The organism is Roseibium limicola (genome assembly GCF_017313085.1).
Classification (GTDB): Bacteria; Pseudomonadota; Alphaproteobacteria; order Rhizobiales; family Stappiaceae; genus Roseibium; species Roseibium limicola.
Genome location: NZ_JAFLNF010000004.1, coordinates 451,871 through 464,406, shown reverse-complemented (window position 1 = coordinate 464,406; position 12,536 = coordinate 451,871). Strand labels below are relative to the sequence as shown.

The window sequence follows — 12,536 nt, the reverse complement described above, 5'->3', positions numbered from 1 at the left end:
CCGGATGCATATCGCTAGAAGGGCGAACCGTTTGACTTTTCAATCCGGCTGCCTGTCCGGGACGTTTCCTGAAATTGTTTTGAGCCACCGGTGTAACCGGGCTTCCGGCAAATGAGAAGCCTCAGCAGTAAAAACAGCACGATGGCATTGAAGATATGCCACATAAAATGGGTGCCGACCGGCCAGACCGAACACAGCGGCTCGTCTGCCATGCGCCATGCGAGCGACAAAGAGAACAGCGCCCCAATTCCGATGAGACTTTTCCCCACCGTCGGATCGCGTCGCCAGGCAAGACCTCCGACGCCATAGAGGGCCGCCGCGGCCGGCACATAAGAGGACGAAGACCCGAAAGGAAATTGCGCCATCCAACCAATCAACGGCGACAGCGCCAAAAATGCCAGCAGGCCAAGCCCTGCCCGCCCCCAGGACAAAGCGAGATAGCGTTTGAGCGCCAGCAGCAGATAAGCATGGATGAAGAGCGCTATCGGAATAACGTCCGCCAAGGCCGCCCATCTGACAGCGAAGGTGTGAAATAGAAATGAGCCGGCACCGACAACGGCGACCAGCGCGATAAGTGCCAAAGCATAAACGTCCGGGCCTGAAGTACCACGAGCCGCCCGACGCCAGAGCACAAAGGCCACGACTGCCGCAATCAGGAAAGCCCCATTGCTGACAGCATTCAACGGCTCGGCCCAGAATGCCGCGCCAACGCGCTCGCAATAGGCATCAATCGCCTGGTGCAGCTCCACGCTGAGATCTCCCGCTTGAAACTGGTAATCCACTCAGGCTGTCAGAGATCTGTGACGAGAGCCAGACAGTCGCGGGATTTGGACGGCGCAACTGCCTCCAGATCAGAGTTTGGAGGCAATCAAACCGCCAAGCCGCTTCATGCCCTCTTCGATCTGCGCCGGCTTGGGCAGAGAAAAATTCAGGCGCAGATAATTCCGCCCCGTGCCATCGGCAAAGAAAGCATGGCCCGGAACGAAAGCCACCTGGATCGTCTCAATCGCCTCCTTCAGGAGGGCCTGTGCGTCCATGGATTCGGGCAAACGCACCCAGACGAACATGCCACCTTCAGGCTCGTTCCAGCTGACACCGGACGGCATGTGTGCCTCCAGCGCCGTCAGCAAACAGCTCAGCCGATGCGCATAGGAGGCCCGAACCCTGACAACCTGATCCGTAAAGACCGCCTCAGCGACCTTGGTCATGACCATCTGATTGATTGCCGAGGTGTTGAGGTCTGCTGCCTGCTTGATCAAAACCAGACGCTGGACAACCGGTTTCGCCGCAACAACCCAGCCCAGACGCAAGCCCGGTGAGAGAGTTTTGGAGAAGGATCCGCAGTAAACCGTTCGGGTCGCGTCAATATTGCCGCTGCGTTCGATGTCCAATTTGAGGATCGGATCGATGCTTTTGCCTTTGAACCGCAAGGCCTGATAGGCCGCATCTTCGATGACCAGGCAATCCAAAGCCTCGGCCTGATCAAGAATCCGGGCACGGGCTTCCAGGCTGAGGGTCTCACCAGTGGGGTTGGCGAAATCCGGCGTCGTGTAGGCGAATTTCACTGCACCGCCTTTCGCCTTGGCTTGTGCCTGAAGAGCCTCGGTCGACTGATTTCCGAAAGGCTCCAGCCGATCATAGCTCGGCTCATAGGCATTAAAAGCCTGCAGCGCCCCCAGATAGGTCGGCCAGCCGACGAGTGCCGTATCACCCGGCGATAGGAACAGCTTTCCCAGATAGTCCAGAGCCTGCTGAGAGCCCGACGTGATCATGATGTTGTCGAGGCTGCACTCAATACCAACCGTTGCCATGTAACCGACGATCCAGCGTCGCAGCGGCGCGAAGCCTTCGGAGACGGAATATTGCAGTGCCTGATCGCAGCCGTCATCGGAGAGGACCTCACGATAGGCACGGCGGAAGGCATCGGCGGGAAACAATTCCGGATCGGGAATCCCTCCGGCGAAGGAAAGCACATTGGGATCGTCCAGCAGCTTGAGGAGCTCACGGATTTCAGATGCCTGCATCCGCGCGGTTCGATGAGAGAACTGAGTGGTCCAATCCAACATGGGTTTCCTGCCCTTCGGCTTGTTTGCGTTTCCGGCCCCGCTCCTTACACGCGACGTGTGATTTCCCCTGAAACGAGAATATCTTAAGTGCGAGCGGCGGGATTTTAGGTAAGCTTTACTGACCTATTGATTATGTTAATTACCTCAAACACACAAAATACGCAACAAATATTCGTTTTCTTTCATTTTCCTTTCCGGACTGGCATAGTTCGCTCCACTTTCCTATGTCTGAACAAGACCCAAGTGACAGGACCACTTCCGCATGAACCGGATTGACGACAGCCGTCCCTTCATCCCGCTCAACATTGCCGTGTTGACGGTTTCCGACACACGCTCGCTGGAGGAAGACAAGTCAGGCCGGACGCTTGCCGAACGGATCAAGCGAGACGGACACAGGCTGGCCGATCGCCAGATCGTCACTGATGATGTGCCTGCCATTCAGGCGATCGTGAAAACCTGGATCAAGGACAAAGGCGTCGACGTCGTGATTTCCACTGGAGGTACCGGGTTCACCGGACGAGACGTCACGCCGGAAGCCATGGAGCCGCTGTTTGAGAAGCGCATGGACGGGTTTTCAGAGGTCTTCCATCGGATTTCCTACGACAAGATCGGAACATCGACGATTCAGTCCCGCGCCACCGGTGGCGTGGCGGGGGCCACCTATATCTTTGCCCTGCCCGGCTCGCCCGGCGCTTGCAAGGACGCCTGGGACGGCATCCTGAAATTCCAGCTCGACTACCGCCACATGCCCTGCAACTTCGTTGAAATCCTGCCCCGGCTTGATGAACATCTGAAGCGCGGCAAGCTGACCGAAGCGTGAGTTGACCGGACACCACCTGTCCAACCACACGTTGTCGGAGCCCCTCTGAACCACAGCGAAGCTCCCTCATGTTGGCCGTTCACGCATGGCGAAGGCAGTGACTCCGCAGGTGTTTCATCTGCGGACATTTTTGGTTTGTTCAAATTTAAGTGTTGATCTGGCAGCAATTTGCTGTGAACACGACGCCTTATAGCACCCAAGAGCCGCCGTTTTGGCGGTGTTTCGACCGTAAAGACCCCATGGAGCCCCGATGTCTATCACCCATCTTGTCACCCATTCTGGCGGTTTCCATGCGGACGAGTTGCTGTCCTCCGTCGTCCTCACCCGGCTTTACCCTCAGGCCGAGCTGAAGCGCAGCCGCGATCGCCAGCTGATTGCACCGGCAGCAGAAAAGATCATTTTCGATGTCGGCGGAGCTTTTGACGCAGAAGCCCAGATCTTCGATCACCATCAGCGCCCCGGCCCTCTGCGCGAAGATGAGCAGCCCTTCAGCTCCTTCGGCCTGATCTGGGCCCACTACGGACGGGCCTATCTGGCCGCGATGGACGTGCCCGAACATGACATCGAGGAAATTCACTCCACCTTCGATACGAAGTTCGTGCTGCCGATCGATTTGTTGGACAATGGCGCGATTGAGCCCTCCGTCGCTGGACCTCTATCCATCCTGACCCTTCCAGCACTTTTGGGAAGCTTGAAGCCTGTGTTCGATGACCCGTCACCCACGGCTGACGACGATGCCTTCTTTGCAGCCTTGCCCATTGCCCGCAGCTTTGTGGAAGCGCTGGTTCGCAATCTGGCTGCGAAGTACCGTTCGCAGAGCATCGTGATGGATGCCATAGCCAAGGCGGGCACGTCCCCCATCCTCGAGTTGCCGATGGGCATGCCCTATCGCTCTGCGCTCGAAAAGGCAGAAGCCACTCACATCCTGTTCGTAGTCAATCCACGTGGCGGCGACTGGACGCTGAATGGCATCAAGCTGTCGAGCGACACCTTCGACCAACGGGCGGATCTGCCGGTTGCCTGGGCTGGTCTGACCGACGCCGCGCTGGAAGAGGCAAGTGGCGTCAAAGGCGCCAAATTCTGCCACAACGCCCGCTTCATCGCCGTCGCCAACTCCCGCGACGCCATTCTGCAGATGGCTGATCAGGCGGTCAAAGACGTTCAGCATGGGCGCTCTTAAGCAGTCTGAAACACGGTTCTGGCACAACGGGTCCAGGTGCGAAGAAACTAACCTTCATAAAAGAGCTGAGTGACCTGTTCTGTTCAGGTTACCATCCAGTGACGTTTGAGATATTCGTGAAACATCGGCACAGTAAACGCGATATCACCATGGGCGGGACTGTAGATCATTCCCTTTGCAATGATCTGCGCTCGTCGTGGCCCCAGCGTTGTGAGTTTCTCACCCAGTTGCTCGGCTACGTCTGAAGACCTGTACGGCCCGGAACCCAGCCGAGCCATTGCTATGACGTACTCTTTTTCCTTTGGAGTCAGACGGTCGATGCGGACTTTGAAAAAGCCTTCATCAAGGCGCCTTAAAGCCTCCCTTTCGGCAACTTTAATACAGCTCAACTCGATTGGCGATCGCTCAGATACATTCCAAACTTGGTATCCCCATTCCTGCAGAAAATATGGATACCCCTTCGTCAACGCCACGATTTCCTCAAGCAAATTCTCGGCTATTTCTTCCCCTTCTTCTTCAATCGGCTGACGAAGCGCGTTTGCAGCATCATCGCCTGTGAGTGCATCAACCTCGGGGAATATGAAGAGTCTTTCTGCGTATGACTTGGCGTCTCCAGACAGTGCTGCAATTGCGGGTAGGCCGGCACCAAACAGAAGTACGGGTAATGCTTTCTGGTTGATGCGGTGAATTGCAACAATCAGCGCCCCGAGCTCTCTGGATGAGAGATACTGCACTTCATCAATCAGTAGCCCCCAACCTCGACCAGCCGCTTTGGCAGCTTCTCCAACCTTCAAGAAAAGCTCAGTAATATCATATTCAAGATCACCACTATCCGCGACCCCCGGCTCGGGATCGACGGATACCTCGAAATCACCCATGCTGACCTTGAAGGCGCTCGCAAAACTACGGAGCGCCCGTAGAGCTGCATGCGTCGCGGTCTTGGCCGCCTCAATATGGGATAATTTTCGAAGAACTTGATGGACCTTCGGATAAAGCAGGTTCGCAAGCTTTCTATCTTCCGGCGCTTCTATGAAGGACGTTAGATATCCATGCTCTTCAGCGATCTGTTCAATCTTATTCAGGAGAACGGTTTTCCCCACCCCCCGCAAGCCCAGAAGCATTTGTGACTGAGCCGGGCGCCCTAGTAAAATCCGTTGCAGCGCTGTATCTGCAGCAGAGATAATTTCCTCTCGGCCCGCCAGCTCAGGCGGCGGCGAGCCCGCGCCAGGCGCAAAAGGATTCCGAACGGGGTCCATATTTACCTCTTTAGGCGATAGTATATCCTATCAAGGATATACTCATATATAATTCCCTACAGGTCAAATTATCGGCCGATGAAACGCGCCTGCGTCGTACTCTGGCAGCCACTCTCTCAGTCCACCACGCCAGGCTTTTCCACACTCACCGGGGTCTTCATGATGACCTCGCGATGCGGGTATGGAATGTTGATGTTGTTTTGCTTGAAGGTGTCCCAGAGCGCGAGCAGAACCTGACCGCGAATGTTGGTCAGGCCTTTTTGCGGGTCGTGGATCCAGAAGCGCAGCACGAAATCCAGCGAGCTGTCGCCAAATCCCGTGAGCCAGCAAACTGGTGTACGGTCTGCTTCCACGCGGCCAACGGAGCTCGCAGCTGCGATCGCCAGTTTGCTGACAAGATGCGGATCGGCGTCATAGGACACGCCGAAATTCACGTCGAGACGCACCAGTTCGTCGCTGAAGGACCAGTTGATCACCCGCCCAGTGATAAAGTCCTCGTTGGGTATGAGATATTCGCGGCCATCGCGGGTGACGACGGAGACAAAGCGGGCGCGCAGCTCGCGGATCCAGCCAAACGTGCCTTCCAGCGAAATCGTGTCGCCGGGTTTGATTGACTTGTCGAGCAGGATGATGATGCCTGAGATGAAGTTGGAAATCACCTTCTGAAGGCCAAAGCCTAGACCCAGACCAACAGCCCCTGAAAAGACTGTCAGCGCCGTCAGATCGATACCGACAGACGACAAGGCAATGGCGGCGGCCATCAAAACCAGGCCGATCTTGGCGACCTTGCCGACGAGTACGCGGATCGACGGCGTCAGCTCTTCGGACTTTTGAACCAATTCATCCAGATAGCGGCCGATGATGACAGCTATCCAAATAGTCGCGATCAGCAGCACCGCCGCCTTGATGACGATCAGCGCGGAAAGGCGCATTTCGCCAATGGGCATCGCCAGCCCGTCCAGAAACCCGGCCACACGGCCATCAATCCCCAGAATGACCAGAGCGGCATAGATCCAGGCGAACCAGCTGATCATGCGCGCGACAAGCCGGTTGCGAATGACCCGCGACAGCACCGAGACGAACAGCCAGACGACTGCCAGAGACAGAACGATGGAGATCAGATAACTGCGGCTGGGCCAGGTGACACTGCGCATGACGCCAAGGGCGATCAGCAACAAAACAACGAACAGGATCCAGTGAACGCGGCGCAGCAGCGCCACCACGACCCGGAGCAGGCCAGGATGCCCCTTGATGGCGCGTGCGCGTTCCTCAAACAGCGGTTCGACCCGGCCCTTCAACACATGGGCAACGCCGTAAAGCAGCACGACAATAACCACCTGATAAAGCAGCCATGGTGTCAAAAACGAGTTGAGGAGCCCGCGCCCGAGTGTTTCTGCCTGAACTAGAACGCTATCGATATCCATTCATCCAACCGCTGGTGAGCCTGGGGTCGAGACGATAGCAAGGAATGCCCGCAACAGCCATCGCCTGATATTGCCAGCGATCCTCTGCTCCTGAGACGAAGCAGCAAATCACGCTATACGCAGAGTTTCGGAAGATGGGACCCGATGCTAACCCACTCAGCCGTGAAGCTTCAACACCAGCCTGGGTGGTAAACGCAACATGCCGACGCAGAAGCGGGCGGCCGAGCGGCGGAGAGACGTCGCGACGCCAACGTGTTCCGGCTCTCCGGAAGCAACGGCTGCTGCCCTCAAGGTCACGAGACGCCTGGTGCCAATGCGCTTGACCAGGTCGAGGTCCTCCAGCTCCGGTAAAAGCCTATGGCCGCCGAGGGACGCGTAGAAGCGCCGGGTGATCAAGAGACCCTGGTTGCCGTAGGGCATGCCGAAAAACCGGGTGCGCACCGAAGCCCAGCTTTCCCATATACGTGGCCCCAGACCGAAACTCTCATAGCGAAGCTTGAAGGCTGCGGCGATGCGCTCGGCACTGCCGGCACGTTCGGCTCGCTCGATGAACGTCTGCACTTCATGATGCCAGCCCGGCTCAAGAACCGTGTCGGCGGAGAGGAACAAAAGCCATTCGCCCCGGCTGGAGGCCGCAACCCCCGCCTCAATACGACTGGAACGCGGACCTGGCGAAACGACCCAGACGCAACCGGCTGCATCGGCCACCTGTCCGGTGTGGTCGGTCGAGCCGCCGTCAACGACGACGACTTCTCGAACCACGCCGTCTGCCGCTGCAGGCACCAGAACCGCGAGGGTGTGAGCCAAGTCGGCATCACAGTTCAATGTCGGAATAATGACGCTGATCATGGTACTTTTTGTAACGAAGTTTTTTGCGTATGGCGAGTGAAACGGCTTGTTTTCTCGCAACTACAGCATAATGTTCCCATTATGTTCTCATGATTTCAGCGAGCGAGTCGACCATGCCCTCACCTGCCCATACGTCACTTTCTCGCGCTGCAGCATCAAGCATTGCGACACCACTTGTTGCCGCTCCGCTTTCCGATATCCCGACACCTTCAACCTCTGCGGACATTTCGGCAGACAGACGGCGGGGCCGGGCTGCCGGCACGAATGTAGCAGGCAGGTTCGAACGCCATTCGACCGAGACCATCGACGATGGGTGGGGAAACCTGGAGGATCTTCCTGTCTTCAAAACGGAAATCCGCGAAGAGCATGCGCGCACGATCATTACCCGCAACTCCTCACCCGACCTTTCCTTCGACCGATCGATCAATCCCTACAGGGGTTGCGAGCATGGCTGCATCTACTGCTTTGCGCGACCGAGCCATGCCTACATCGGCCTGTCGCCAGGGCTGGACTTCGAAGCTCGGCTTTTTGCCAAGCCCAATGCAGCAGAAGTTCTGGAGCGCGAGTTGTCGCGTCCCGGCTATCAGGCGAAGCCCATCGCCATCGGCACCAACACAGATCCCTATCAGCCAATTGAACGAGGCTACGCGCTGATGCGCGAGATTCTTGAGGTTCTTGACCGCTACAACCATCCTGTTGCGATTGTCACCAAATCAGCCCTTGTCGAGCGCGACGTTGACATCCTGTCGCGGATGGCGGAGCGAAACCTTGCACGGGTCGCCCTCTCCATCACCACACTCGATACAAAGCTGTGTCGCTCGATGGAACCGCGTGCCTCTGCGCCCCACAAACGTCTGGGAGCGATAAAGACGTTGTCGGACGCCGGCGTCCCGGCTTCCGTCATGATCGCACCGGTCATTCCGGCTCTGACCGATTCTGAGCTTGAGAGCATTCTGGAGGCGGCTGCCGAACATGGCGCCGAAGGCGCGGCTTTTATTCTGCTGCGCCTTCCCCGAGAAGTATCTGAACTCTTCCGTGATTGGCTGGTGCGCGAGCGGCCCGGCCAGTTCCGCCATGTGATGAGTCTGATCCGCTCGATGCGTGGCGGCAAGGATTATGACGCCAATTGGGGCGAGCGGATGCGTGGCAGCGGCCCTTACGCCGACCAGATCGCCAAGCGCTTCCAGCTGGCGACCAAGCGGCTTGAGCTGAATACCCGGCGGCACAAGCTCAGCAGTGACACCTTTATCGCCCCGCAAAAAGGTGGGGTTCAACTCGACCTGTTTTGAACGACCATCTTGCCCCAGCCGCCGTCGCTTGGCATTTTCGAAAGGATGAAAGCCCCCTCGCTCTTCGACCTGCATTTTGACGACAGCCCGAACGTCGCGCTGGAGCGCCAGCACGCGAAGCAATTCGCCGGGTTGTTGGCTGGCGTCGACGAAGCAGGACGTGGGCCATGGGCTGGGCCGGTCGTGACCGCTGCGGTGATCCTGAACTACGACGCCCTGCCGGACGGCCTGAACGACTCCAAGAAGCTGAGTGAGGCCAAGCGTGAGGATCTGTATCGGCAGATCATGTTGAGCGCCTGTGTCGGCATTGCTTCGGCCTCTCCAGATACAATCGACGAGAAGAACATTCGCGGCGCAACGTTGGACGCCATGGTGCGAGCAGTCAACGCCCTGCCGCAGACACCAAGACGCGTGATTTTCGACGGGCGCGATGTTCCCCCCGGCTTGCGCCAGGACGGTCAGCACCTGATCAAAGGGGATGGCCGCTGTCTTGCGGTCGCTGCTGCTTCCATCGTCGCCAAGGTGACACGGGACCAGATGATGGTGCAGCTTTGCGCCGAATACCCTGAATATGGCTTTGCAAAGCACAAGGGTTACGGAGTTTCGGCCCATGCCTCAGCTTTGACCCGGCACGGCCCCACCCGGCACCATCGAATGTCTTTCCGGCCGGTACGCATCGCTGCCGGAGACCTTGACTGATCCGGTCTTCCTTCCGACCTCGAACGACTTCGCGCGCTGAAATCGGCAGTATCGATGCGCCTGTTCGCGGAGGGGCAGACGCAAGACAATAAAAAAGCGGCCCGAAGGCCGCTTTTCCAATTCGCTAAAAAGTTGGACGAAGCTTAGTTCAGCTTGGTCTTCACTTCATCGATGCTCTTGGTCAGGATGCCGTCGGCAACCTTGTCCTTGACCTTTGCCGTCAGGATCTGCTCTGCGGCGGCGACGGAGACGTCGGCAGCTCTGGAGCGGACTTCGGCAATGGCCTGAGTTTCGGCCTGGGCGATCTTTTCTTCCGCTGCCTTGGTGCGACGGGCGATCATTTCTTCCAGAGCCTGGTTGGTTTCCAGGGTCAGGCGGTCAGCTTCAGTCTTGGCTTCAGCCACGATGGCCTCTGCTTCGCCTTCAGCTTCATGGCGCTTGCGCTGGTACTCGGACAGAAGGGCCTGAGCCTCTTCCCGCATACGACGGGCTTCGTCGAGTTCCTTGCGGATATCATCCGCGCGCTTGTCGAGTGAGGACCCCATTTTACCGGGAATCTTCAGCCAGACCATAAGGCCCAGGAAAAGGACGAGGCCAACTAATGCCCAAAAAGTTGCATCAAAATGCATGGAACTCGTCCCCTTAATTCAACGCTGTTTTCAGAGCCTTGGTCAGATCGGTCTTGGTCGGAGCCTTGCCCAGCAGACGCTCGATGAGAGCACTTGTGGTTTCGGTTGCGATCTCTTCGATCTTTTCCATGGCGCCGGACTTGTGTTCGGCAATCTGAGTTTCAGCAGCACTCACCTTGGCGGCAATTTCAGCTTCGGCCGATACTCGGCGGGCTTCGTTGTCGGCCTTCAGTTTCGCGCGTGTCTCGCTGGCAATGCCGTGAGCCTTGTTACGGGCTTCGGCGAGCGCCTGCTCGTAGGCGGCAATCGCTGCGTCGGTTTCCTGCTTCAGACGATTGGCTTCTGCCATATCGCCTGCAATACGGTCCTCTCGGTCCTCCAGGATACCAGCGATGCGCGGCACAGCCACGTTCTTCATGATCCAGTAGAACAGGCCGAAGGTTATGGCCAGCCACAGGATCTGAGATGCGAACGTCGCGCTGTCAAAGGGCGGGAAACCCGCGCCGTGCTCGGTCGCCGGCACATCGATCACTTCGTGAGTGCCTTCGGTGTTCGAATTGGATTGGCTTGCCATTTCCTGTCTCCACAGACCGGTTAGGCGGCGCTTAATCCGCTAGGGAAAGCGCGCCGCCACCGGAGTCGCGTCTAAACTCGCTAGGTATGTCCAGCGAAGGCTTACGCGAAAAGGAGAAGAAGGGCGATCAGCAGGGAGAAGATGCCCAGAGCTTCGGTCACGGCAAAGCCGAATACCAGGCGACCAAACTGGCCGTCAGCGGCAGACGGGTTGCGCAGTGCGCCTGCGAGGTAGTTACCGAAAATGGTGCCGAGTGCGATTGCTGCGCCACCCATGCCGAGGCATGCGATACCGGCGCCGATGTATTTTGCTGCTTCTGCTTCCATGACACGTGCTCCTAGATTGGATTTGCAGATTTTACCATGCAGCGCCCTCATGGGCGCCGCGTGACGAGTTGTTCCTTAGTGGGAAGGATGAATTGCGTCGTTCAGGTACATGCAGGTCAAGACCGTAAAGACATAGGCCTGCAGGAAGGCGACGAGAAATTCCAGACCGGTCAGGGCGACCGTCATTCCCAGCGGAAGAATTGCGCCGGCAACACCGATACCACCCATGGCACCAAGGCTGACGACGAAGCCCGCAAACACCTTCAAGGTGATGTGACCAGCGAGCATGTTCGCAAACAAACGAACAGACAGGCTGACCGGGCGGGACAGAAAGGAAATAACCTCGATCGGCGCTACAATCGGAATGAGCGCAGCCGGGACGCCGGCTGGAACGAAGAGGTTAAGGAAACGGGCACCGTGACGCATGAAACCATAGATGGTCACAGTCAGAATGACGATCATCGACAGGACGAATGTCACAATGATGTGGCTGGTCACGGTAAAGAAGTAGGGGAACATGCCGAACAGGTTCGCCACCAGGACGAACATGAACAGGGAGAAGACCAGCGGGAAGAACCGCATGCCTTCTGTTCCTGCAGAACTTCTCAGCATTCCCGCTACGAATTCGTAGGCCATTTCGGCGATCGACTGCATGCGGGTCGGGACGAGACCCCGGCCACCGGTTGCAAAGATCAGGAAAACGGAAGCCGCCGCCACGGTCGCAACCATGAACAGCGAAGAGTTAGTGAAAGATAAATCCAGCCCACCGACTTCAATCGGGAAAAGTCTCTGGATATGGAACTGATGGATCGGATCGTTCGCCACCTGTCAGCCTTCTTCGCTCGTTCTATTCACGATACGCTCAACCACCACCGCGGTGTTGGGCGCCTGGATGTCATTTGGAGCCGGTTTCATCCGTTTTGGACGTCCCCTTCGGCATCTCGCCAATTTTTCGCTCCGGTTCGGCCACATAGCCTGCCGAGCGCAAAACATTCAAGACCCCAGCAGCAAAACCCAGCAGCAAAAACACAATCAGGCCAAATGGCCCAGTGTCCAGCCACCGGTCGAGAACCCATCCGATACCGCCACCGACAACTATACCGGCAATGAACTCCGAAGAGATCTTCATTGCCTGGGCATAACCCTTGGTGTCGCTCTTCGATCGAGCCAGCGCTTCCTTTTCATCGGCAACACGGCGATCGTCCAGCTGGCGGTTCAAACGGTCTCGCCGTTCAGCAAGCTCCGCTTGCGAGAGTCCATCGTCCTGCCCGTCAGACCCGTTATTTTGTGTAGAGTTAGACATTGTTTCCCCACACTCGCGTCGTTCTGAGCCAGCGGTCGAAAGCCCCCGTAAGCCGCGCGCACCATAGTCGGCACCCCCAGCCCTGTCAAGAACAGCAAGCATCTATCTAACTATTTGAAAA

General features: G+C 57.4%; 14 protein-coding genes. 4 read left to right on the top strand and 10 right to left on the bottom strand.

Features of this window, described 5'->3' with window-relative positions; translation table 11 throughout:
* Window positions 1–14: 14 nt before the first annotated feature.
* Window positions 15–782 (bottom strand): ceramidase domain-containing protein, encoded by a 768-nt coding sequence (locus J0X15_RS11985; RefSeq protein ID WP_331461906.1) that lies wholly within the window; start codon window positions 780–782, stop codon window positions 15–17.
* Window positions 783–851: 69 nt separating this feature from the next.
* A complete protein-coding gene (locus tag J0X15_RS11980) occupies window positions 852–2,066 on the bottom strand; it encodes an aminotransferase-like domain-containing protein (protein WP_206940949.1) in 1,215 nt (404 codons plus the stop codon).
* A 262-nt stretch (window positions 2,067–2,328) separates the two neighbouring features.
* Between J0X15_RS11980 and moaB the strand changes: the two genes are divergently transcribed.
* On the top strand, window positions 2,329–2,886 hold the full coding sequence (gene moaB, locus J0X15_RS11975; RefSeq protein ID WP_206940947.1) for a molybdenum cofactor biosynthesis protein B: 558 nt from the start codon (window positions 2,329–2,331) through the stop codon (window positions 2,884–2,886).
* Window positions 2,887–3,136: 250 nt separating this feature from the next.
* Window positions 3,137–4,066 (top strand): MYG1 family protein, encoded by a 930-nt coding sequence (locus J0X15_RS11970; protein ID WP_206940945.1) that lies wholly within the window; start codon window positions 3,137–3,139, stop codon window positions 4,064–4,066.
* Between the two features lie 83 nt (window positions 4,067–4,149).
* On the opposite strand, the gene J0X15_RS11965 is transcribed toward J0X15_RS11970, so the two are convergent.
* From J0X15_RS11965 to J0X15_RS11955, 3 genes are all read right to left on the bottom strand, one after another.
* Window positions 4,150–5,322, bottom strand: coding sequence for an ATP-binding protein (locus tag J0X15_RS11965; protein ID WP_206940943.1), 1,173 nt, complete (start codon window positions 5,320–5,322; stop codon window positions 4,150–4,152).
* Window positions 5,323–5,438: 116 nt separating this feature from the next.
* Complete coding sequence (locus J0X15_RS11960) at window positions 5,439–6,746, bottom strand: mechanosensitive ion channel family protein (RefSeq protein ID WP_206940941.1); 1,308 nt, start codon at window positions 6,744–6,746, stop codon at window positions 5,439–5,441.
* A 156-nt stretch (window positions 6,747–6,902) separates the two neighbouring features.
* Window positions 6,903–7,595: a glycosyltransferase gene (locus tag J0X15_RS11955; protein ID WP_206940940.1), complete on the bottom strand. Its 693-nt coding sequence runs from the start codon at window positions 7,593–7,595 to the stop codon at window positions 6,903–6,905.
* Window positions 7,596–7,708: 113 nt separating this feature from the next.
* Between J0X15_RS11955 and J0X15_RS11950 the strand changes: the two genes are divergently transcribed.
* Window positions 7,709–8,884 (top strand): PA0069 family radical SAM protein, encoded by a 1,176-nt coding sequence (locus J0X15_RS11950; RefSeq protein WP_206940939.1) that lies wholly within the window; start codon window positions 7,709–7,711, stop codon window positions 8,882–8,884.
* 45 nt (window positions 8,885–8,929) lie between these two features.
* Window positions 8,930–9,583, top strand: coding sequence for a ribonuclease HII (locus J0X15_RS11945; protein WP_206941062.1), 654 nt, complete (start codon window positions 8,930–8,932; stop codon window positions 9,581–9,583).
* A 143-nt stretch (window positions 9,584–9,726) separates the two neighbouring features.
* Here J0X15_RS11945 and J0X15_RS11940 read toward each other — a convergent pair whose 3' ends face one another.
* The 5 genes from J0X15_RS11940 to J0X15_RS11920 all read right to left on the bottom strand — a co-directional run bounded on the left by J0X15_RS11940 (window position 9,727) and on the right by J0X15_RS11920 (window position 12,415).
* Window positions 9,727–10,212: a F0F1 ATP synthase subunit B gene (locus J0X15_RS11940; RefSeq protein ID WP_206940937.1), complete on the bottom strand. Its 486-nt coding sequence runs from the start codon at window positions 10,210–10,212 to the stop codon at window positions 9,727–9,729.
* A gap of 13 nt (window positions 10,213–10,225) precedes the next feature.
* Complete coding sequence (locus J0X15_RS11935; protein WP_206940935.1) at window positions 10,226–10,786, bottom strand: F0F1 ATP synthase subunit B; 561 nt, start codon at window positions 10,784–10,786, stop codon at window positions 10,226–10,228.
* A 101-nt stretch (window positions 10,787–10,887) separates the two neighbouring features.
* Window positions 10,888–11,112 (bottom strand): F0F1 ATP synthase subunit C, encoded by a 225-nt coding sequence (locus J0X15_RS11930; protein ID WP_206940933.1) that lies wholly within the window; start codon window positions 11,110–11,112, stop codon window positions 10,888–10,890.
* Window positions 11,113–11,187: 75 nt separating this feature from the next.
* Entirely contained in the window at window positions 11,188–11,937 is a 750-nt protein-coding gene (locus J0X15_RS11925; RefSeq protein WP_206940931.1) for a F0F1 ATP synthase subunit A, read from the bottom strand.
* Window positions 11,938–12,007: 70 nt separating this feature from the next.
* Window positions 12,008–12,415, bottom strand: coding sequence for an AtpZ/AtpI family protein (locus tag J0X15_RS11920; RefSeq protein WP_206940929.1), 408 nt, complete (start codon window positions 12,413–12,415; stop codon window positions 12,008–12,010).
* Window positions 12,416–12,536: the final 121 nt, after the last annotated feature.